The organism is Phyllobacterium zundukense (assembly GCF_025452195.1).
In the GTDB taxonomy this organism is placed as follows: domain Bacteria; phylum Pseudomonadota; class Alphaproteobacteria; order Rhizobiales; family Rhizobiaceae; genus Phyllobacterium; species Phyllobacterium zundukense_A.
Map to the genome: position 1 here is coordinate 330,025 of NZ_CP104970.1, position 22,544 is coordinate 352,568.

The 22,544-nt window shown below is 56.0% G+C and carries 17 protein-coding genes and 3 pseudogenes; 15 read left to right on the forward strand and 5 right to left on the reverse strand.

All coding sequences use genetic code 11. The features are described 5' to 3' along the window. Both N8E88_RS03400 and glnQ read right to left on the reverse strand, forming a co-directional pair. A complete protein-coding gene (locus N8E88_RS03400; RefSeq protein ID WP_315975188.1) occupies nucleotides 1–327 on the reverse strand; it encodes an NAD-binding protein in 327 nt (108 codons plus the stop codon). 50 nt (nucleotides 328–377) lie between these two features. Then, nucleotides 378–593 (reverse strand): annotated as a pseudogene (glnQ, locus tag N8E88_RS03405) (glutamine ABC transporter ATP-binding protein GlnQ); the annotation flags it as partial. Here glnQ and N8E88_RS03410 point away from each other — a divergent pair. From N8E88_RS03410 to N8E88_RS03465, 11 genes and pseudogenes are all read left to right on the forward strand, one after another. Further along, nucleotides 582–885: pseudogene (locus N8E88_RS03410) on the forward strand (DUF3991 domain-containing protein); the annotation flags it as partial. The pseudogenes glnQ and N8E88_RS03410 overlap by 12 nt on opposite strands. Before the next feature lie 855 nt (nucleotides 886–1,740). After that, the gene (locus N8E88_RS03415) at nucleotides 1,741–2,745 is read left to right on the forward strand and encodes an LLM class flavin-dependent oxidoreductase (RefSeq protein ID WP_262290674.1); all 1,005 of its coding nucleotides are present in this window, start codon (nucleotides 1,741–1,743) and stop codon (nucleotides 2,743–2,745) included. A 15-nt stretch (nucleotides 2,746–2,760) separates the two neighbouring features. Next, on the forward strand, nucleotides 2,761–4,116 hold the full coding sequence (locus N8E88_RS03420) for an LLM class flavin-dependent oxidoreductase (RefSeq protein WP_262290675.1): 1,356 nt from the start codon (nucleotides 2,761–2,763) through the stop codon (nucleotides 4,114–4,116). A 2-nt stretch (nucleotides 4,117–4,118) separates the two neighbouring features. Further along, a complete protein-coding gene (locus tag N8E88_RS03425) occupies nucleotides 4,119–5,300 on the forward strand; it encodes a M20 aminoacylase family protein (protein ID WP_262290676.1) in 1,182 nt (393 codons plus the stop codon). A 24-nt stretch (nucleotides 5,301–5,324) separates the two neighbouring features. Continuing rightward, nucleotides 5,325–5,867, forward strand: a complete 543-nt coding sequence (locus N8E88_RS03430) for a GNAT family N-acetyltransferase (RefSeq protein ID WP_262290677.1) — start codon at nucleotides 5,325–5,327, stop codon at nucleotides 5,865–5,867. Nucleotides 5,868–6,095: 228 nt separating this feature from the next. Then, nucleotides 6,096–7,913, forward strand: a complete 1,818-nt coding sequence (locus N8E88_RS31460) for an amino acid ABC transporter permease/ATP-binding protein (RefSeq protein WP_315975189.1) — start codon at nucleotides 6,096–6,098, stop codon at nucleotides 7,911–7,913. A 153-nt stretch (nucleotides 7,914–8,066) separates the two neighbouring features. Further along, nucleotides 8,067–9,002 (forward strand): ABC transporter substrate-binding protein, encoded by a 936-nt coding sequence (locus N8E88_RS03445; RefSeq protein ID WP_262290678.1) that lies wholly within the window; start codon nucleotides 8,067–8,069, stop codon nucleotides 9,000–9,002. A 120-nt stretch (nucleotides 9,003–9,122) separates the two neighbouring features. After that, entirely contained in the window at nucleotides 9,123–10,697 is a 1,575-nt protein-coding gene (locus N8E88_RS03450; protein ID WP_262291077.1) for an ABC transporter substrate-binding protein, read from the forward strand. Nucleotides 10,698–10,756: 59 nt separating this feature from the next. Then, nucleotides 10,757–11,767, forward strand: coding sequence for an isopenicillin N synthase family dioxygenase (locus N8E88_RS03455; protein ID WP_410010508.1), 1,011 nt, complete (start codon nucleotides 10,757–10,759; stop codon nucleotides 11,765–11,767). Between the two features lie 376 nt (nucleotides 11,768–12,143). Continuing rightward, the gene (msuE, locus tag N8E88_RS03460) at nucleotides 12,144–12,707 is read left to right on the forward strand and encodes an FMN reductase (protein ID WP_262291079.1); all 564 of its coding nucleotides are present in this window, start codon (nucleotides 12,144–12,146) and stop codon (nucleotides 12,705–12,707) included. A 100-nt stretch (nucleotides 12,708–12,807) separates the two neighbouring features. Further along, nucleotides 12,808–13,065: a DUF982 domain-containing protein gene (locus tag N8E88_RS03465; RefSeq protein ID WP_262290679.1), complete on the forward strand. Its 258-nt coding sequence runs from the start codon at nucleotides 12,808–12,810 to the stop codon at nucleotides 13,063–13,065. Between the two features lie 267 nt (nucleotides 13,066–13,332). Here N8E88_RS03465 and N8E88_RS03470 read toward each other — a convergent pair. The 3 genes and pseudogenes from N8E88_RS03470 to N8E88_RS03480 all read right to left on the reverse strand — a co-directional run. After that, nucleotides 13,333–13,801 (reverse strand): annotated as a pseudogene (locus N8E88_RS03470) (transposase); the annotation flags it as partial. Between the two features lie 149 nt (nucleotides 13,802–13,950). After that, complete coding sequence (locus N8E88_RS03475) at nucleotides 13,951–16,125, reverse strand: malate synthase G (RefSeq protein ID WP_262290680.1); 2,175 nt, start codon at nucleotides 16,123–16,125, stop codon at nucleotides 13,951–13,953. A 423-nt stretch (nucleotides 16,126–16,548) separates the two neighbouring features. After that, on the reverse strand, nucleotides 16,549–17,553 hold the full coding sequence (locus N8E88_RS03480) for a LacI family DNA-binding transcriptional regulator (protein ID WP_262290681.1): 1,005 nt from the start codon (nucleotides 17,551–17,553) through the stop codon (nucleotides 16,549–16,551). 172 nt (nucleotides 17,554–17,725) lie between these two features. Here N8E88_RS03480 and N8E88_RS03485 point away from each other — a divergent pair, with 172 nt between their 5' ends. The 4 genes from N8E88_RS03485 (at nucleotide 17,726) to N8E88_RS03500 (ending at nucleotide 22,534) form a co-directional block, all read left to right on the forward strand. Then, nucleotides 17,726–18,475 carry an SDR family NAD(P)-dependent oxidoreductase gene (locus N8E88_RS03485; protein ID WP_262290682.1) on the forward strand — a complete coding sequence of 250 codons (750 nt, stop codon included), beginning with the start codon at nucleotides 17,726–17,728 and terminating at the stop codon, nucleotides 18,473–18,475. 73 nt (nucleotides 18,476–18,548) lie between these two features. Beyond that, nucleotides 18,549–20,282, forward strand: coding sequence for an ABC transporter permease (locus N8E88_RS03490; RefSeq protein ID WP_262290683.1), 1,734 nt, complete (start codon nucleotides 18,549–18,551; stop codon nucleotides 20,280–20,282). A gap of 24 nt (nucleotides 20,283–20,306) precedes the next feature. Further along, on the forward strand, nucleotides 20,307–21,386 hold the full coding sequence (locus N8E88_RS03495) for an ABC transporter ATP-binding protein (RefSeq protein WP_262290684.1): 1,080 nt from the start codon (nucleotides 20,307–20,309) through the stop codon (nucleotides 21,384–21,386). Between the two features lie 83 nt (nucleotides 21,387–21,469). Continuing rightward, on the forward strand, nucleotides 21,470–22,534 hold the full coding sequence (locus tag N8E88_RS03500; protein WP_262290685.1) for an ABC transporter substrate-binding protein: 1,065 nt from the start codon (nucleotides 21,470–21,472) through the stop codon (nucleotides 22,532–22,534). Nucleotides 22,535–22,544: the final 10 nt, after the last annotated feature.

Genomic DNA, 22,544 nt, shown 5'->3' on the forward strand with positions numbered 1-22,544 from the left:
TTAGTTTGAAGAGGATTGGAATGCGCCCATGCGCGTAAAGTCGTCGGTGTCCTTTAGATCCGTCGTTGTGGACCAAAGTTTCGCGACGAGCTCGGCCATCGGCAGGTCGGCCCCCGTCCGGGCCGCCAGTTCACTCGCAAGACGGACGTCCTTCCTCATCAGTCCCATTGAAAACCCGCTGTCGAACTTGTCCGACATGATCCAGGTGGGGAAATGTACTTCGCTGATCATCGACCGCCCCGACGCCGCGTTGAGGACGCGCAGCGCGGCCTCGGGATCGATCCCGGCTGCTAAGGCGAGCTTCAGGGCTTCGCTGGTCGTGACCATATTCTCCCAGAGTCTTGGTAGCAGGGTGTTACAACGAGTATTGCGAGGCGCTAGTGAATGATCTGTCGCAGAAACTCCCGAGCACGATCGCTCTTCGGGGCGGAGAAGAATCCCTCGGGTGTGTCCTGTTCAACAATCGCGCCCTTGTCCATGAATACGACGCGATCGGCGACTTGGCGGGCAAAGCCCATCTCGTGCGTAACGCAAATCATGGTCATGCCTTCAGTTGCCAGACCAACCATGGTGTCGAGAGGCATGTCGACGAGGATGGCACTGTCATCGGTTGGGAGGAGCGCGGTCCGGAGTGGCATGGCTTTTCAACCGGCGGGCCAAGGTGCTCTTCCGTTTTGGAATGAACGACGCTCGTCGGATCTGTGTAACGGAGGCGGCGATCAACGCGCCCTCAGCCTGGCTGCGATCGAGGAGAGAAGATCTGACACCCTTTATGTGAGCACCGGCGGTGGCTGGTCGCCGCTGACCGCGCAGACATTAGAGACTCTGGCCGCAGGGGAAGGTGCGTGGCTGCTGGCCGCAACCGACAACAATGTTCAGGGTGAGACGTCGGGCCTCTTGCCGGAGCTCGTGAGCACTTCGACCAAGATCAAACCACCACGGTCGACCGATCGTTCCGGTATTAAGTCTTTTGAATTAGGGTGAGGCCCGACGCCCTCCTTGGGCTCGGATGACAGATGCCCGAGCCTCTGCCGTCCCTCGCGAGACGACTTGGCTGCAACACAGATTTCAGCAATTGTGTTCCAAGAACCTGAAGCTCGAAACAACAAAGCCCAATCGACCGGAAACGCAAACCGCTCGATCGGGCTCAAATTTGCTGACGCGTGAAAAAGAACCAGTCTGCTCTTCGTCAGCATGTCATCGCCAAATAGGGGCTCTAGCGTGGAACCGCTTTTCAAATGTTTCTCTTCGATTGCGAAATGCCACGGCCTTACTCCCATCAACTACTGGAAGATCGGAGTGAGGTCCTTCCGCTTAGGTTCCGCAGGGAAGCTACGGTTGCGTCAGGCTTGAGTAAATAAATATATCGATCTAATTTTGCTTACCATCTCGTAAACATGCCTTAGCGAAAAGGCAACGGTGCCTTGCTCGCCAGGGCGGGTTGCGCAGCAGACATGGCGGGGATCGCTAGTCTGATTTGGAGACGATCGCTCGGTGTAAGTGGAGCGGAGGTATCGGATGAGGCGCAACCGCTCGGATAAAATAGCGTTTTCGTATTTTCCACTCCGTGTACGATTTTTCGCGGCCTGGCTTGGAGCGATTTATTTCTGAGGTTCGTCAGAATTTTAGCAAGGCTTTCTTTGACGATGAGCCCAAGACGGGAAAATCTGGGTGCTCTGACACGAGGCGTTCGTCCGATCGCGATCGAGCGCTTTCACCTTACGGAGGCGATTTTTCAAAATGGGTTATGCACTCAGCCTGCTCGACAAGAGTCCGATTTTCGACGGCGAAACAGCGAGTGTTGCGTTAAAACGCACGGTGGCACTCGCCAAACAGGCCGAAAAATGGGGTTTTCACCGGTTCTGGGTCGCTGAACATCACGATACGTCAGGCGTTGCGAGTTCGTCACCTGAGGTGTTGATCGCTTTTCTGGCGGCAAATACATCGCGCATCCGCATTGGTTCCGGCGGAGTGATGCTGCAGCACTATAGCCCCTATAAAGTCGCGGAAAATTTCAATGTCCTGGCAACTCTAGCCCCTGATCGGATCGATCTCGGTGTCGGGAAAGCACCTGGCGGCTTGCCATTTTCAACCCGTGCGCTGCAAGGACTGCTCGCGCGGCCGGAAAAGCCGGATTTTGCCGCCCAGCTCGCCCAGCTCAGTGCATTTCTCGACGATACCCTGCCATCGGTTCATCCGCTGGCGGGCGTGACAGCTAGCCCGCTGCCTGTTGTTTCGGCCCAGCGTTTCCTGCTTGGAGCGAGTGTCGACAGTGCTGAACTTGCCGCGGCACACGGATGGGCCTTCGTGTTCGCCAGCCATCTCAATGGTGATCAAGAAGTCTTAAGGCAGACACTGGATGCCTACAGGGAGAAAGCGCCGGACGGCAGACCAATTCTTGCTGTCGGCGTTGTGGCTGCGGAAACGGATTCTGAGGCAGAGTGGCTTGCGGGCAATCTTGAGCATTTCAAGGTTCATGTGAATGGTGGGCAGAGCGTGACGGTTGGCAGTGTCGATCAGGCCAGGGAATATGCGCGGCAGGTCGGAGCGCGCGATTACCGCATTGAGAAGAAGATTCCCAACGTCATTCGCGGTTCTGCACGCAAAGTCATGGCTGATCTTGACCACCTGCACGAGCGCTACGGCATCAGTGAATTCATCATCGACACACCTATCAACGATGCGGCGCGACGTCTCGCGTCAATCGAACTTTTGGCGCGGGCCCAATATGCGGTTGCAGCGTAATCAAGGAGACATCAGATGAGCAAGAAACCTGTCCGGTTCGGGGTGATGCTGCAAGGTCCTGGTGGCCACATGAATTCCTGGAAGCATCCGAGTTCGCCGCCCGACGCGAGCGTCAATTTCAGCTTTTACGTGGAGCAGGCCAGAAAAGCTGAGGCCGCAGGTATTGCCTTCGCCTTCATCGCGGATGGGCTCTATATCAACGAAAAGTCCATTCCGCATTTTCTTAACCGTTTCGAACCAATTGCGATCTTGTCGGCGCTGGCAGCGACAACCTCGAAACTCGGTCTGGTCGGTACGCTTTCCACCTCCTACAGCGACCCGTTCACGGTCGCGCGGCAGTTCGGATCGATCGACAAGATCAGCAACGGACGTGCCGGATGGAACGCTGTGACATCTCCGCTCGAAGGATCGGGCAAAAATTACGGTCGCGACCACCCCGACCATGCCCTTCGTTACGAGATCGCGGAAGAGCATCTCGATGTGGTCAAGGGCCTTTGGGACTCATGGGATGACGGCGCCTTCATTCGCGACCGCGTCACCGGTCAGTTCTTCGACAAGTCCAAACTGCACAGGTTGGATCACCACGGCCGTTTCTTCAATTCGGAAGGACCGCTCAACATTGGCCGCTCGCCGCAGGGCCAGCCGGTGGTTTTCCAGGCTGGGTCCTCGGATGCTGGCATTGATCTGGCCGGCAAGCACGCCGATGGGGTCTTCACCAATCATGTGCCGATAGAGGACGCACAGATCTTCTACCGCCGCATCAAGGAAAGCGTGAAGGCGCATGGCCGCAATCCCGATGAAGTTCTGATTTTCCCCGGTATCTCGCCTATCGTGGGCGCAACGGAAGAAGAGGCCGATGCGAAATACCGCGAAATCCGCGATCTGGTTACGGTCAACGAGGCGCTGGCTTATCTGGGGCGTTTCTTCGATCATCATGATTTCAGTGCCTATCCGCTCGACGCGCCGTTTCCGGAACTCGGCGACATAGGCAAGAACAATTTTCGCTCAACCACCGATCGCATAAAACGTGACGCCAAGGCGAAGGGGCAGACCTTGCGTGAGGTGGCGCTTGAAGTTACGACACCGCGCAACTCCTTCACCGGCACGCCGGAAAAGATCGCCGAGGAACTGATCCGCTGGATCGACAATAAAGCTGCGGACGGCTTCATCCTCGGTTTCCAGATTCTCGCGGCAGGGCTCGACGATTTCGTGCGTGCCGTGCTGCCCATTCTCGAAAGCCGCGGCTACCACCATTCTGTCCTGCCGGGAGTGACCTTGCGTGAAAATCTCGGACTTCCATTCCGCGAAAGTCGCTATGCCGAAAAGGACGCGTTGGCCACCAAGCCTATTGCTCAAAAGGAAACTGTCTAGCGATGACGCATCATCCGGACAAGGTCGCGGCGGGCCTGGACCGATTTCTCGACGAGGCGATCGCACTTCGGCGCGACCTTCATGTCCACCCTGAGCTCGGCTATAGTGAACATCGTACCAGCCAGATCGTTGCCGACAAGCTCAGCTCCTGGGGATATGAGGTTGCCACAGGGATCGGCGGTACTGGCGTGGTTGGTACGTTGCAGAACGGTAAAGGTGCGAAGCGTCTTGGCATTCGCGCAGATATGGACGCACTGCCGATAACTGAGACGTCTGGCCTGTCCTATGCCAGTGGCACCCCGGGCCAGATGCATGCCTGCGGTCATGACGGCCATACCGCTATTCTTTTGAACAGCGCCCGCTATCTCGCCGACACGCGAGATTTCACCGGCACTCTCAATCTCATCTTCCAGCCGGCGGAAGAGGGCGGCGCTGGTGCTCGCCGCATGATAAAGGATGGCCTGTTCGAGCGGTTCCCCTGCGACGCAGTCTTTGGTCTGCACAACTGGCCGGGCGTAGCAACGGGGCAATTCGGCTTCATTGCAGGTCCCGCCATGGCATCGGTTGACAAGGTGACGATCCGTATCGTGGGGAAGGGCGGTCACGGAGCGCGTCCGCAGGAAACGGTCGATCCCGTTGTCGCCAGCGCTTCCCTGATCATGGCGCTGCAGAGCATCGTGGCACGCAACATCGATCCGCTGGATGCGGCCGTCATCACTGTTGGCACCATTCATGCGGGCATCGCACCGAACGTCATTCCCGACAGTGTCGAACTCGAACTGACGATCCGGACTTTTCGCGCGGAAGTGCGTGAAAAGATCAAACAACGCATCACGAACCTGGCCAAGGCACAGGCGGAGAGCTATGGAGCGACCGCAGAAATCGACTATCCGAGAGGATATCCGGTGCTTGTCAACCACCCCGGCGAGACACAATTCGCACGTCAGGTCGCCATCACCCACTTCGGCGAAGAGAGAGTTGAGAGCAATTTCCGGCCGATTTCCGCAAGCGAGGATTTCGCTTTCATGCTGGAAGAGTTGCCTGGCAGCTACCTCTTCATAGGCAATGGCGACAGCGCGCCACTGCACAGCCCGCGTTATGACTTCAATGACGAGATCATCGCCCCGGCGTCCCGCTATTGGGTCAAGCTGGCAGAAGAATATCTTGCCAAGAATCCATCCTGAATTGTGAAAGGAAACGAGACAATCATGACTGATGTTTTCGTCTACACCACTCCCCATGACGAAAGGGCACGCCCCCTTATAGAGGCGTTGATTGAAGAATATGAAAGCCGTTACGGCAACTATTTCGGCGAACCGGCACGCAATGAACTAGCCCGTTATCCGGCCGAATATTTTGCGCCGCCACACGGTTCATTCCTGCTTTTGTTGCGTGACGGATTGACTATCGGCGGCGGCGCGTTCAAGCGCTATGATGAGCAAACAGCCGAACTGAAGCGCATCTGGACCCACGCTGATTTGCGCCAGCAGGGACTGGCCCGGAAGGTTGTCTATGAGCTGGAGGCGCAGGCAGCACGCCAAGGATATTCGCGCATTTATCTGACCACCGGATTCAGGCAGCCGGAGGCGACCCAGCTCTATCTGCGTTCGGGGTATACCGCGCTCTTTGACGTCGATGTTGATCCGGAAGTCTATGGCCATCTGGCCTTCAAAAAAGACATCAGTCACCTTGCAGCCCAAACGTCATCGCAGGCCGGAGAAGCCGGTAAGCTTTCAACCCATGCGGCTTGAATGGAGCAAAATATCGCAATCCTGACGCCAGACACGCCATGGGATTTAATGCTCAAGAAGCAGCAATTTTTGCAACAATGCTGCCGATAAACCCCATGATACGCAGCATCTATCTTTGACTGTTTCTTCTATACACTACTAAATCAGTCGAGTAAAATTATATCCCGGAATGTATCAAACCAATCCGGGATAGCTCGATGACACGTATTGTAAAGAGGAGCCAACAACATGGCGATTGCGACAGATTATTCCGATGCTCGTTCTCTGCCGCAATCTTCCGGCGGAGGTGAGGACTACACGCACTACAGGATTGTCAAGGCAAAGTACCCCGCGCGTTTCTTCGGAACACTTGTTGCAGCATTCGTCATTGTCGTCACGTTACAGTCTATACTCACCAACCCGAAGTGGGGCTGGAGCGTTTTTGCCGAGTGGTTTTTTGCCGCGCCCGTCTTGGCTGGCCTCGCCCGAACCCTTCTTCTGACCGCCTTGGCGACGGTGCTTGGCTTCGCGCTTGGCACCGCTCTGGCTCTGGCCCGGGTTTCGAAATCGCCGCTGCTCGGCGGGCTCTCCTGGGCCTATATCTGGCTGCTTCGCTCCATCCCGCTCATCGTCCTGCTACTAATACTCAATAACCTCGGCTACCTTTACGCGACCGTCCGGATCGGCGTTCCCTACACGGATATTCTCTTCGCCGAATATCCGACGATTTCGATCTTGAGCCCCTTTGCGGCAGCCTTGATCGGGCTCAGCCTCAATCAGGCCGCCTTCTCTTCGGAAATCATCCGTGGTGGTATCCTGTCGGTCGACCAGGGTCAGCTCGAGGCCGCGGCGGCTCTCGGTCTCCCACGCAGGCGGCAGGCCTTCCGGATCGTCCTTCCCCAGGCGATGCGCACCATCTTGCCGACAGGGTTCAACGAGATCATCAGTTTGGCCAAGGGAACGTCCATGGTCTACGTGCTCGCCCTGCCGGAACTCTTCTATACGGTGCAGGTGATCTATCGCCGCAATCTCGAGGTTGTGCCGTTGCTCATGGTCGCGACCGTCTGGTACCTGATCATCATGACGGTCCTTTCCGTCGGGCAATATTATATCGAGCGATATTTTGCCAAAGGCGCGCTGCGCAATGCGCCGGTCTCGCTGTTTAGCCCTACGCTGCGCCGTCTGTTCGGTGCACCGATTCTGGCGCGGCCGCAAATCGCGCCTGCGTCTCTGGTCAGGTCGCACGGCCAACTTCCGGTACTACCGAAGACCGGCGGGCAAAGGGAGACCTTCGGGCAATGGCGCGCACCGGGATCGGTGAAAATCCACGGCGTGTCAAAAAGCTTTGGACAGTTGAAGGTTCTGGACAATATCCGCCTCGATATCAAAGCCGGAAGCGTCACGGCAATTCTCGGTCCATCAGGGTCGGGCAAATCCACCCTCCTGCGTACGATCAATCATCTTGAGCGTGTGGATGATGGTTTTGTCACCGTCGACGGTGAGTTGGTCGGATACCGCAAGAGTGGCAGGACACTCTATGAGCTGAAGGAGAAAGACATCCTGAAGCGCCGCGCCGAAGTTGGGATGGTGTTCCAGAGCTTCAATCTCTTTCCTCATCTGACTGTGCTTGAGAATATCATAGAAGCGCCGGTTTCGCTGAAGCGGCTGAGCCGTCCGGAAGCCATCAACCTTGCACGCGACCTGCTCGCCCGTGTCGGCCTCGGCGACAAGATCAACACCTATCCCCGGCAGCTTTCCGGCGGCCAGCAACAGCGTGTTGCCATTGCACGAGCGCTCGCGCTTCGTCCCAAAGTCCTGTTGTTTGACGAGCCGACATCGGCACTCGATCCCGAGCTCGTCGGCGAGGTTCTGGATGTCATCAAGGAGCTCGCGCGCTCCGGCACAACACTGATCATTGTGACACATGAAATCGGTTTTGCCCGCGAAGTTGCCGACACTGTCATCTTCATGGATGCCGGGAAGATCATTGAAACAGGCTCACCCGATCAGATCCTGAACCGTCCCGCAAACACCCGGACTGCCGAGTTTCTGGCCAAAGTTCTCTGAGCAAGGGAGCTACGCCTTGAGCTCTCATAGAATTCCAGCCGCACGAATACCAACAGATTCTTTCCGACTTTGTCGAACCTATTGCGCTGGAACTCGGCTGGAAACGACCTAGACGTCAACCCAACACCCAATACTTTTGAAAAGGGGCCAAGCATGACCAAGAGAATAGCACTGATATCGGCAATCGCCGGCGGTTTAATTGCCGCCACAGCAGGGCTGGGATACACGGCAAGCGATGATTTCGACCTAAGTCCTCAGCAAAAGGATCGTGTCCGGGCGGAGAAAAGCGAAAAGGCGATCGAGGCCGTTTCGAAAGACTTCAAGTTTATCAGCGATGGCAAGCTCACCATTGGTCTGAACCCTGGGAATCCTCCACTCAGCACCTATGCAACAGATGCGACGACGGTGGTTGGATATGATGTCGATCTCGCACAACTGGTCGCAGATAGCCTCGGGCGCGAACTTGTTCTCGTTCCAGTCGCCTGGGCCGATTGGCCCCTTGGTTTGCAATCGGGGAAGTTCGATGCCGTCATTTCCAATGTCACGGTCACCGAGCAGCGTAAGGAGAAATTTGATTTCTCAACCTATCGCAAGGATGAGCTTGGCTTCTACGTCAAAGCCGATGGACCCATCAAATCAATCAAGGAGCCAAAGGATATCGCTGGTCTGAAAGTGATTACGGATCCGGGTACAAACCAGGAGAAAATCCTGCTTGCCTGGGACAAGCAGAATGTCGGCAATGGCTTGAAGCCGATCGACGTGCAATATTACGATGACGAGGCTGTCAAATACCTCGCTATCGAATCCGGACGTGCCGATGCCGTTTTCAGCGTAAATGCGACCCAGGCCTACAAGGCGAAGGTCAATGGCAAGACCAGGCTCGTCGGCACGGTAAGCGGCGGCTGGCCGATCACGGCGGAGGTTGCCGTGACAACGCGCAAGGGAAGCGGTGCCGCCGACGGCATCACCGAAGCGCTCAATGAACTCATCGCCAACGGGAAATATAAGCAGGTTCTCGACCGCTGGAATCTCGGTTCCGAGGCAATCGACAAGGCTGCAACCAACCCTCCCGGACTGCCGAACAGCTGATTTTCATCCCATCTCGAGAAGCCGCACCAAAATGCGGCTTCCTCTTCGCGCCGTGTCAGCAAAGTACGAGGATTTCAAATGTCAGTATCCCGCCCGCAGTTGCTCAAGCGATCCTATGGAATGGCAAGAATTGCCCTGCCGCTTGTCGCAGCCCTTTCATTCCAGCCACCCGCGCACGCGGGAACGCCAGCCGATACCCTTGTCGAAGCCTTCGCGCTGGATGAGCTTATTACGCTCGATCCTGCCGAGGCGTTTGAAGTCTCATCCGGGGAGATCACCGGAAATACCTATGACAGATTGGTCCGCCTCGATAACAAGGATCCTTCGAAAATCATTTCCGACATTGCCGAAAGCTGGAACGTTTCCGACGACGGGTTGCACTATACCTTCAAGCTGAAGCCTGGCCTGAAATTCGCCTCCGGCAATCCCATAACCGCCGACGATGTGGCCTGGTCCTTCGAACGGTCCGTCACGCTCGACAAGAGCCCGGCATTCATCCTGACCCAGTTCGGCCTGACAGCGGAAAATGTCGCTCAAAAGGCCAAGGCGACCGATCCCTCGACATTCGTTTTCACAGTCGATCAGCCTTATGCGCCAAGCTTCGTCTTGAACTGCCTGACGGCAACCGTCGCTTCGGTTGTCGACAAGAAGCTCGTCTTGGAACATGCGGTCAACAATGATTTCGGCTATGCCTGGTTGAGGACAGCTTATGCCGGTTCAGGCGCTTGGAAGGTGCGCGATTGGCGTGCCAACGAGATCGTCGTGCTGGAGCGCAACGACAATTACTACGGCGCGAAATCGCCGCTCAACCGGGTGATCTATCGCCACGTCAAGGAAAGCGCCGCGCAGCGATTGCTGCTCGAAAAAGGCGATATCGATGTTGCGCGCAATCTTGAGCCGAACGATCTGGAACAGGTCACCAAGGACAAAGATGTCGCCACAACCAGCGTGCCGAAGGGCACCATCTATTATCTGGGCCTCAACCAAAAGAATACCGAACTTGCCAAACCGGAAGTGCGTGAGGCATTGAAATATCTCGTTGACTACGATGCGATCGGCGACAAGCTGATCAAGGGTATTGGCGAAATTCACCAGACCTTCCTGCCCAAGGCTATTCTGGGAGAACTTGACGAAAAACCCTACAGGCTCGATGTCGCCAAAGCAAAGGAACTGCTCGCAAAGGCAGGTCTGAAAGATGGTTTTTCCGTCACCATCGATGTTCGCAATACCCAGCCTGTAACCGGTATTGCGGAATCGCTACAGCAGACTTTTGCGCAAGGTGGTGTCAAGCTGGATATCATCCCCGGCGATGGCAAGCAGACATTGACGAAATACCGCGCACGCACCCACGATATCTTCATCGGACCCTGGGGGACAGATTACTGGGATCCCAACTCGAACGCCGACACTTTCACGAATAATCCCGACAATTCCGATGAAGGCACGAATAAAACCCTGGCCTGGCGCAACGCATGGGATGTGCCGGACCTGACCCGGGAAACCCGGGCGGCGCTGCTGGTGTCAGATAGCGTAAAGCGGGCCGAGATCTATCGCGATCTTCAAAGAAAAGTGTTGGCATCGAGCCCTTTCGTCGGGCTCTACCAGCAGATTGAAGTTGCTGCCTACAGGTCAAATGTTCATGGTTACGAACTGGCTGCGTTCGGTACCAATCCGTTGTCGCCCATTTCAAAATAGTCGCATGGCGTGTGGAGAAATGCGATAGTCATTCCAGAAACCGACGAGGAGGATTTTTTGTGGACCACAACTCTTCCGAGGCGACCTTGCCGACATTGGACTTTTCGAGATTCCGCGACCCTGACAAGCAAAATGGTTTCTTTGAAGATTTGCGGGCGGCTGCGCGTACATTTGGTTTTTTCTACCTGAGCAATCACGGAGTATCCTCCGCGCTCGAGGAGAAAATCGCGACAATCGCGCGACGATTCTTCGCGTTGCCTGAGAAGGATAAGCTCGCGGTGGAGATGGTGCGCTCCCCGCACTTCAGAGGCTACACCCGTGCCGGTTGGGAGCGCACCAAAGGCCAGGCGGACTGGCGGGAGCAGTTCGATATCGGTGCGGAACGGGAAGCTGTAGCCCATCTTCCAGTTGGCAAGCCATGGTTGCGCTTGCAGGGTCCAAACCAGTGGCCAGGCTCCTTGCCGGATTTCAAACCCATCGTTCTCGAATGGCAAAACGAGCTGACGCGTATCGCGATCGAGCTTCTGCAAGCATTTGCCTTGGCGTTGGGGCAGGACAAGGATGTCTTTGCTCCTATCTATCGAGACGCCCCGAACCAGCATTTAAAAGTTATTCGATACCCGGGCCGCGAGGCAGCTGGCAGCGACCAGGGCGTCGGCGCACACAAGGACAGCGGATTTCTGACACTCCTCTTGCAAGGCAGCCAAGGGGGTTTGCAGGTTGAGACAGATGGTCGGTGGATCAACGCCACCCCCGTTCCGGGCACTTTCATCATCAATATTGGTGAAATCCTGGAATTGGCATCCAATGGATATCTCAAGGCAACTGTGCATCGTGTGGTGACGCCTCCATCCGGAAAGGACCGACTTTCGGTCGCCTTCTTCTTCGGTGCAGACCTCAATGCCGACGTCCCTTTATTGGACCTTCCAGCAGGATTGGCTGACGAGACCGAGGGTATCGACACTGATGCGACAAATCCATTGTTCCGCGAGGTTGGCCGTAACTATCTTAAGGGACGATTGCGTTCACATCCAGATGTGGCCCAGCGACATCATTCGGATTTGCTGTGAGCTTCTGTCGATGCTGTCGGTGATGGTCTGGCGCGCCAGATCTCGTCAGTCCGTCTAATGTTTAAAATGTCTCGACCCACGGCCTAAGTTCGACTTCCCATGTCCAGGCACTGCCACCATAACAACATTGACAAGTGGGCGACAACTTGCGGCCTACAACCGGTCTCCGTGCAATCCCGCCATGTGCCATCGGTTCCACTCGCTTTGAGGCGAGCGATCAGTAACGCTCGTGTCGTCCCACAAGAATACCCTGATTGAGAATATTTTGTCCGGATAGCGTCGAAGTTCGGGCTTGGTTTTCTTCTTTATCTCACGGCTCTTGTTAGTCTTCCTGCGCGGCGGCATGTGCGCTGTTTTGTTTAAAAGGGATCCTCCCATGGCCAATCCGACTGTCGTCGGTCTTTCCGGCAACTTCCAGCGCCCATCAAAAACAAGATCACTTGTCGCTAACGTGGTCAGTCGAATCAGTCATCAATATGGGCTTGCGTCTGAAGTTTTCGATCTGGTTGATTTCGGTGACAGCCTTGGCGCGGCCCGCTACACCAATGATCTTGATGCTTCCTCAACGCAAATTGTTGAGAAAATTCTGGCGGCTGACGTTCTTGTGGTCGGCACCCCAACCTACAAGGGCAGCTACACGGGGCTTTTCAAGCACCTCATCGATTTACTCGATCCGCTGGCCCTGCAGGGCAAGCCCATTGTCCTGACCGCCACGGGAGGGAGCGACCGGCACGCGCTGATTCTTGAACACCAGCTGCGCCCGCTCTTCGGCTTCTTCATGGCACACACATTGCCGAGCGGTGTTTTTGCTGTAGATCGCGACTTTCTGGACTATGAAATTGCAACCGCACACATCAATGCACGGATCACCCAGGCCGTAAGTGAAATCCGGCCTTTTGTGACAGCAGAGAGGACCATCGTCGCGGGCGCAGCGGAATAACGCGATCGATCTTTCTTCGCGTCATATGTGCGTGAAGAAACTCGGGCACTATCTTGCGAAGCGGCGTGGAACCGGAATTTCACAGGAACGGTTTTAGCGCATGATCAATTCATTCCCGCCAGTTACCATCGAAGCCGCCCGCTTGGGCAAGCCGATGAATATCTGTTCCGTCACGCAAGCAGCCGAGTTTCTGCTTATGAAATGGCCGATACATGACGGACCCAAATTAAAGATTGCCCGCCAGCTGTGCTTTGACGCCCTCGAAGGGAAAGCGAGCGCTGCGGATGCGCGCTCGGCCTTTATTGGTGCAGCGAAAGAAGCCAACATCTTCCACGACTATCTGAAAAAGAGCGCCTAATCAGCATTTCCTTGGTCTTGCTGAGCCGGGTTCTTTGCAACCGATTTCCCAGAGCGGCCGTGGTTCGCTGAGTTCATGCGTCGGTTGGATCGGTCACAGATTGCATCTACGCTGATGCGCCAAGGGAAATTGGACCACATCCAAGTTTAGCCTCAGCCATACATTTAAATCGTCGCTGCCAAATAAACGCATCAACTGTTTCACGTCGGGCGCTCATTTTGGAATGCCTTTCTTTCTCGGAGGCCGCCAAATCCTTAGGCTCAGGACTCACAACCAGAAGAGCACAGTTGCCGCGAGAGCGACGGCAGATAGAAAGACGGTTGAACATCTGTCGTAACGGGTAGCGACGCATCGCCGATCCTTGAGCCTACCGAACATGATTTCGGTTACGACGTTTGTATCTGCACTTGTCATATTTGATTGGCTTTGCCCGGGACTTTCGCCTCGGGATACGAGGTTTGATGCCCTTGTCTTTCAGGGCATCTCTCTGAGCCAGTCAGCATCATAGCCCTGTCGGCGACGAGCCATTCTGCCTTGGGCAGAGTATTCAATAAGGCAGCAGCGGCGGTGTAGGTGTGCAATTTCGTGTTCATGCCGGCTTTCGTTCGGCCGATCAAGCGTTTGCATCCATCTATACCGCGTAGCTTCAGGCCGTGCGGTGTGTCTCCAAATAGGTCGCGTCGGTCATAACCGCCTTCGGCTGAGCGCCGACGGTCGCCAGGCTTTCCATCATACGGTGGGACGAAATGTGGGTTGGGATGTGCAATCACTGCAACCGCGCAATTCCGAGCGCAGACGCGGAGCTCATGGGAGCCGGGTCGAACCAAGGAATTCAACAACCCGCCAAAGATGGAGCTCGCTATTCTAGCGCTGGACAAAAATACGTCAGATAGTCTGCTTTGCCTTCAGCTCGAGCCTACGGCGATGCAATACCGGCTCCGTATAGCCGTTTGGCTGTTCGCGGCCTTTGAAAACGAGGTCGCAGGCCGCTTGAAAAGCAATTGAACCGTCGAAATCAACGGCCATCGGGTGATAAAGTGGATCGTGAGCGTTCTGCTTGTCGACGACCGCTGCCATTCGCTTCAACGTCTCAAGCACTTGTGCCTCGCTCGCCACGCCATGATGCAGCCAATTGGCGATATGCTGCGCGGAGATACGAAGCGTTGCGCGGTCTTCCATCAAGCCGACATTGTTGATATCCGGCACCTTTGAACAGCCGACGCCTTGGTCGACCCAACGCACGACATAGCCAAGAATCCCTTGCGCATTGTTATCGAGTTCGCGCTGAATATCTTCCGGCGTCCAGTTGGGGCGGGAGATGACGGGTACCGACAGAATATCGCTGAGCTTGGCGCGTCCACGCTTTTTCAAACCGGCTTGAACCTCGGCGACATTGACCTTGTGGTAGTGCGTTGCATGGAGCGTCGCAGCGGTCGGCGATGGTACCCAGGCGGTGTTGGCACCGGCTTTCGGATGCGCGATCTTCTGCTCAAGCATCGCTGCCATCAGGTCCGGCATGGCCCACATGCCCTTGCCGATCTGCGCACGACCTGAAAGTCCGCACTCAAGACCGACATCGACGTTCCAGTCCTCATACGCGCCAATCCAGGCGGCCTGTTTCATGTCGCCCTTGCGGATCATGGGACCGGCTTCCATCGAAGTGTGAATTTCATCACCCGTGCGGTCGAGGAACCCTGTATTGATGAAGACGACGCGTTCCTTCGCAGCACGTATGGATTCTTTCAAGTTAACCGTGGTGCGTCGTTCCTCATCCATGATTCCCATCTTCATGGTATTCGGCTGCATGCCAAGCAGTCTCTCGACCCTACCAAACAGCTCGGAAGCGAATGCTACCTCTTCCGGACCATGCATTTTTGGCTTGACCACATACATGGATCCGGCGCGGGAATTCATATGGCGACCGTCTGGTCCTATGTCGTGGAGCGCTGCCAAAGCTGTAATCGCCGCGTCCATAATACCTTCGGGAACTTCGTTGCCCTCCCTGTCGAGGATGGCAGGATTGGTCATCAGATGGCCGACATTGCGCACCAGCATCAGCGAGCGTCCTGGTACGGTCAGAGAGTTGCCGTCCTTGCCTGTGTACTCCCTATCTGCATTGAGTTTGCGCGTAACCGTATTGCCGCCCTTCTCGAATGAATCTTCGAGATCGCCATTCATCAGGCCGAGCCAGTTGCGGTAGACGACAACCTTGTCTTCAGCATCGACTGCAGCAACGGAATCCTCGCAATCCTGAATCGTCGTCAGAGCCGATTCCAGCAGAACATCGGCAATATGTGCGGGATCTGTCCTGCCAATCGGATGATCGGCATTGATGACGATCTCGACATGCAGGCCATTCTTTATGAGAAGAATTGCGGTCGGAGCAGTCGCGGCACCGCGATAACCGGCAAACTGTCCTTTATCCTTGAGCGAGACAGGTTTGCCACTCGCCTCGAGCGCGAGCGTCCCATTATTGATACTCAAGGTGGAAACGTCGGCCCAGTTTGCACCATCCAGCGGCGCGCTGTCATCGAGAAACGCCTTGGCCCAAGCGATGACCTTGGCACCGCGAATGGGATTGAACGCCTTGCCTTTTTCGGCGCCACCGTCATCCGAAATGGCATCCGTTCCATACAATGCATCATATAGCGAACCCCAGCGCGCATTGGCGGCATTGAGCGCATAGCGAGCATTCATGACGGGAACGACAAGCTGCGGACCAGCAACTACAGCAATTTCAGGATCGACATTGCTGGTTGAAACGGCGAAGGCTGCTCCTTCTGGCAGCAGGTAGCCGATCCCCCTCAGGAAGGCTTCGTATTCTTCTTGGCTGTAGCCGCTGTCGCGCTTGCTCTTATAAAAATCGTCCAGCTTCTGCTGAAAGGCATCGCGTTTTTGCAGGAGTGCGCGGTTTTTTTGAGCCAGATCTTCGACGATCTGTGCGAAGCCAGACCAGAATTGCGCCGCATCGATTTCGGTACCCGGGATAGCTTCATTGGCCACGAAGTCGTGGAGTTCCTTCGCTACCTTCAAGCCATTGATCTCGATGCGTTCAACCATGGTTCATTCCTTAAATATTCGTAGGCCTATCCTTGAACACACGGAAACAGTCCAGTCAATCCGGTGCTTTAACCTCGCGGAAATCGTGGTTGACCGGCTTTTTTAAAAATCAACGAAGCAGCACTTCGGCCGCGGCAGAAGAAGTATCGCGAAATTGTCAATGTCTTTGTTCCTACGATGCTACCTTTTCATTGCAGCATTCGGGCGAGCCCCTCTCTATCCTCTGGAAATCAAAGAGCGTTTTGCACGTATCACAATTCAACCCCACCATTCGTTAAGCAGATTCAGTCTGGACGTAACAAAAGCTCATCCGGCAACATATGGGGGTACATGTCGCACTGGCAAGCCCTTGCGCTCAGATACAATGGGGAAACCTCCGGCGAAATGCGAAGCTTGGGTTGGGCCTTCGCTGCAGCGGCTCGATCAAAGGCGCCTCGTACTTTCTCGCTCCACCACTTGGAATCCGACGTCGACGATCCGAGAGGTTTGGTCGTTGCCCTGAAGCCGATTGACGATAATCTCTGCAGCCTTCCGACCAAGGTCTACCCGATCGACTTTTATGGTGGTCAGTGACGGATTTATCGAGGCGGCGATCGTGAGGTCGTCAAAACCGGCAATCGCAAGCTGTGCTGGAACATTGATGCCTCGCCGCTGGCACTCCAACAAACCTCCAACGGCCATGACATCAGTGGCGAAAGTCATGGCTTCAACCCTGATGTTGGATGCCATAGCCAGCCGAACTGCCTCCGCTCCGCCATCAAAACTATTTTCACAGCGGATGACATCCGCTGTGAGTTCAGTTTCCGTAGAGGTCACCCAACGAAAGCCCGCCAAGCGGTCATCGATACGGTCGTTAAAATCCCTGGTAACAGTCACGTGCCAGAGGCGGCGATAGCCACGATCAATGAGCAGCCTCGTCAGATCGACACTCGCATTGAAATTGGAGTATCCGACGACCGTGTCGATCGGACGATCCGTCAGATTGCTCCCTTCTACCACGGGGATTCCTGATCGCTGCAAGGTAGAGCGTACGGCCTCCGTATGACGGACCCCTGTGACATAGATGGCATCGGGCCTGCGAGCCAGAAAGGCTTCGATGACCTGCAGTTCGACCTGATCCGAATACCCCGATGCGCCGATCATCAAATTCATGCCATGCGCATGCAGGACATCGGTCATGCCCTGGATCACTTCAGAATGCTGGGTGTAACCAATCACCGGGATGATGGCGGCGATCAAACCCGTTCGATTGGCTGCCAAACTCCGCGCTACCAGATTGGGAACGTAGCCAAGTTCCGCGATTGCGTCCAAAACCTTTTGTCGCGTTGCGGCCGAAACATTTGCCGAACCGTTCAAAACTCGCGAAACCGTGCCAACGCCGACCGCTGCCCGTTTAGCGACGTCTGACAAGCGAACCGTGCTGTCCAACTAGGCCTCCAAATATCGAGAGTGCTGGAATCGAAAAACCCATCGCGCCCCAATCCCAATAGCAAATATGTGGAAGCGCTTCCAATATTTTCTTGACGAGGAGGCGAAAATGAATAAATGTCTCATGGAAGCGCTTCCAACGGGAGCGAATGCGGAATTTCGGAGGAGTTCGATGGATCACTTGGCCGCATCTGCAAACTATCAGGTTGCGATCGTCACTGGTGCAGCGAAGGGTCTAGGGCTAGCGATCGCCAAACGTCTGGCCGACGACGGGTGCCGAGTCGCACTGTGGGATATCGACTTTTCGAGGTTTGATGAGATGCAGGCTGGCTTCACGCCGGCGATGAAGCAAATCGTGGACGTCGCCGACATGGATGCGGTCGACAAAGCGTTTCGCAGCACCGTCGAGGCGCTGGGGCACGTCGACATTTTGGTCAACAACGCGGGTGTCAACGGCCCCATTGCCAACACCTGCGAATATCCTGTGGAGGACTGGAAACGCGTTTTGGCGATTGACCTGGACGGGGTCTTTTATTGCTGCCGCAGCGCGATCCCTCACATGATCGACCGAGGTTACGGCAGAATCATCAATATAGCGTCGATCGCTGGCAAAGAAGGCAATGCAGGCGGAAGTGCTTATGCAGCCGCAAAAGGCGGCGTGATCGCCTACACAAAGTCGATTGCCAAGGAACTCGCCAAGACGGGAGTGCTCGTCAATTGCGTCGCTCCCACGATGGCCGAGACCGAGTTGCTTCAAGAGATGACTCCCGAGTTCATCACGGCAATCCAAGGAAAAATACCGATGGGCCGCTTCGTGACTGGAGAGGAAGTCGCGGCGATGGTCGCGTTTGCCGCAAGTCCGGACTGCAGTTTTACCACAGGTTTCACCTTCGACCTGACAGGAGGGCGCGCGACGTACTGAAGCCGAGACGTCGATCTTGAGGTGGTGATGATCACTATCGCTGCCATGTCGACCAATACCCTGGGAGGAGCAAGTGTCGAAAGCCAATGTGAACATACCTCATGGGATCTGCGTGAGCGAACGGTCGAACGTTCGCCGCTTCCTCTCACGCAGAACGCTGACAGGGCGCCTGTGGCTGACGGTCTTCTACCTGGTGCTGGTCATCTTCACCGTGATGCCGATTGCGTCGCTGGTTGTTCGCGGCTTTGTCGACACAGAAAACAGCCGCGTCGTCCTAACCTTAAACGCAGTCTCTGCGGTACTGGGGGAGCCAAGCTACTGGGCGGCAATGTGGAATACCGTGGTCATATCGATCGGCGCTATGCTCTTGGCAACCGCTATCGGCGTTATTCTCGCTTGGTGCCTTGTGAGGACGAATGTTCCTTGGGCGCGCCTCCTTGAGCAGCTTGCAACATTACCGATCTTCATCCCACCTTTCATCGGAGCATTTGCCTGGGTCCTGATCGGGGCTCCTCGTGTGGGGCTACTCAACCTCACGTTCCGCGGCTTGGGTGGCGGCGAACTCGTCGACATCTATACCTATCTGGGCATCATCTGGACGACAGCGATCTACATCGCGCCCTACGTGATGATGATTGTGGCTGCAGCACTTCGAAATATGGATCCAAGCCTGGAAGAGGCCGCGCAGATCTCCGGTCTCAACCGCGTCCGTACCATGCTATTGATCACGCTGCCCGTCGTCGCACCATCCATTCTCTCCGGGGCCGTGCTCTCCTTCGTCATCTGCATCGGTTTGTTCGGAACACCGGTACTCCTTGGTATGACCAAGGAAATCTACATGGTCACGACGCGGATCTACACCGAGCTGCAGCATTTCCCACCGAACTTCGGCATCGTCGCGGTACTGGCAATTTATCTGATGGTCCTTTCTGTGATCGCCAACCTTCTGCAAGGCTGGGCTCTCAAAGGACGTTCATTCGTCACGGTTACCGGCAAGGGTTTCAGGCCGCGCATCATCACCCTGGCCAGTGGCCGCTACCTCGTCGCGGCCGTGATCTGGCTTTATCTGGTCCTTACGGTCATCGGCCCGGTCATCATCATCGCTGCCGCCGCATTTTCGACCTTCACGTGGTCGGGCACCTTCACTTGGGCTAATGTCACCTTTCTCTGGACCTCCGAGGATGTTCGCTCCACGCTTTGGAACAGCGTTGTAATCACGATCATTGCGGCCACGGCGACTACGGTGCTCGGCTTCGCGGTGTCCTGGATTACCGTTCGCACACGGATAGCCGGCAGGGAAATCCTTCAGTTCATCGTCTTGTTGCCGATGTCTATCCCGAGCCTGGCTTTCGCCCTGGGGGTCAGCTTCTTCTGGCTTTGGACGCCTTGGAGCGTTTACGGCACCATCTGGATCATCATCATCGGTCTCATTGGGCGGTATGTCAGCTATGCTGTGCGGGCTGTCACCAGCAGCTTGATGCAGATCCATCCCGAACTGGAGGAAAGCGCGCGGGTCTCGGGTTTCGGTTGGCTGAGTACGGTCCGACGGATCACCCTGCCACTTGTCTTGCCCGCGATCATTTCAAGCTGGGTCATGGTCTACAGCATCTACATCTCTGAGCTCTCGATGGTGCTGCCGCTCTACACGGCGAATACGAGAACGCTTTCGATCCTCAGCTTCGATACCTGGGCTGTGGGAGAGTTCTCGCAGGTTGCGTCCCTTTCGCTGCTGCAGCTGGTCCTGGGCGCCGGGGTGATGTGGTTGGTCACCGCCTTCACACGCCAGCGCCATGCGACTGCTGTTTAACCCTATCTGACTTTGGAGGAAGCCATGAGCGTACAAGTCCGGCAAATGGTGAAAAGCTTCGGCGCGTTTCGGGCAATCGATGACCTCAGCGTCACGTTTCAATCTGGCAAGATTTCCGTCATGCTTGGCGCCAGCGGTTGCGGCAAGACGACGACGTTGCGCTGCATCGCTGGTCTGGAGAACCCGAATGGCGGCGAGATCAGGATCGAGGATGAACCTGTTTTCTCGTCAGCTCGCGGGATCGATCTGCCGCCGGAAAAGCGTCGGCTCGGCATGGTCTTTCAATCTTATGCGGTCTGGCCGCATCTGACCGTCAGGGGCAATGTCGGAATGCCTCTCAGGGCACAAAAAGTTCCGAAAGAGCAAATTGAGAGGCGCGTCCAGGAGACCCTGGCGATCGTTGGGCTTTCGGAGCAGGCCGACAAAAGCGCAATGAAGCTTTCCGGTGGACAGCAACAGCGCGTATCGATAGCGCGATGCCTTGTAGGAAATCCGCGGCTCATCTTGATGGATGAACCTTTGAGCAACCTCGACGCGCGGCTGCGGGTCGAAATGCGCAACGAGATTCGTCAGTTACAGCAGCGAATTGGCGCTACGATCCTGTTCGTTACACACGACCAGGAGGAGGCCATGTCGCTCGCGGACGAAATCTTCCTGTTCAACAAAGGTAAGGTAGAGCAACAGGGATCTCCGGAAGATCTCTACTTCCGCCCGGCGGCACGCTACGTCGCCGAGTTCCTCGGGAAGGCGAACCTCTTTCCGGTGACGCTCAGAGGCGAGGCTGACCAGACGGCTGTTTATGCGGCGAACTCAGATCACTTGATCGCCAAGGGTGACATCGTTCGTCAAAGCAGGGACGATGAAGCGCTTTGCATGATACGCCCCGAATCCTGGCAGATCGGAGCCGCTGAAGGCGACCGCATCGGTCTACCTGCGACCGTGCTGGAGGCTGTATTCGTTGGGGACCGCCGCGAGCTGCACGTCGACACACCCATTGGGCGACAGATTGTCGTGACACCTGGACACCAGCGCTTCTCTACCGGCGCCCGCATCTCCTTAACGATTGCGCCGCAGCAGATTCATCTGCTGCCAGATCATCCATAGCAACCAATTGCCAGGCAACGTCTCGAGGTCGAGTGGGGTCGGGCCGACAGTGAACCGTCGAACCATCCAAGGGAGGAACCGTGATGGATCATAATAAGAGCAGACGCAGACTCATGTCGCTGGCAGCAGCAGGACTTGCGCTATCAATAGGCCTGGCAGGTGTCGGAACCGCCCATGCGGCTGACGATGCCTTGATTGCAGCCGCCGAGAAGGAAGCTGAACTGGCCGTCTATGGCGATCCGTTCGTCGTTCCGATCCTTCTCAAGAACTTCAGCGCGAAATACCCCAAAATCCGGGTGACGTCCGCGACGGGCGACGGCTGGCAAATCTACAATCGTTTTGTGTCGGAGAATAGCTCCGGCAGGCCTCTGATGGATATCATGTATCAAGCAGAAGATACGGTCATCACGGCTCAGCAGGCGGGCTTTCTCGCAGACTTCAAAACGACGGAGGGCGCCAATCTCTCCAAACTGGCGGTACCTGCGGGCGGATCCTACGTCCGCGGCAATGGAAATCTGATCCTGTTTGCGTTCAATCGGGAGGCTCTCGGAACGGTTGCCAAGCCGGCCGACTGGACCGACTTTGCCAATCCTCCTGCGGAGTGGGAGGGGCTGATCGCGACAACCAATCCGGCTTCATCGTCGGCCACCTTTGCCACGATCGCCAGCATCTATCAGAAGTTTGGACCAGAAAAGGGCGGCGAAATCCTCAGAGGATTGCGCAAGACCAAGGCAGAGCTGAACCCATCGATGGGTGTCATGGCGACGAAACTGCAAACTGGCGAACGCCCGCTCGATTTCTTCAATATCACCACCGCCGTCTCCGGCGTGCTCGCCAAGGGCGCGCCGGTTGATCTCCTGGTTCCCGCAAGCGGGGCCGTTGCCCAGTTCAACGCGATCGGCATCAACAAGAACGCGCCGCATCCGAATGCTGCCCGCCTTCTCGCCGAGTTTGCGCTCAGCCAAGAGATGCAAACAGCCTTCGCCGAAGCAGGCGTCTACCCGATGAGGGTCGGCATTGCGTCGCCAAAAGGTCTACCGGATATCAACTCCACGAAGCTGATCGAACTGGATTTGGCCGCCGCACTCAAGGAGCGGGATAAGATCTTGAACTGGTGGTCTGAAAACACCGGCTTCAAGTACCGCTAGTCGCACGCGC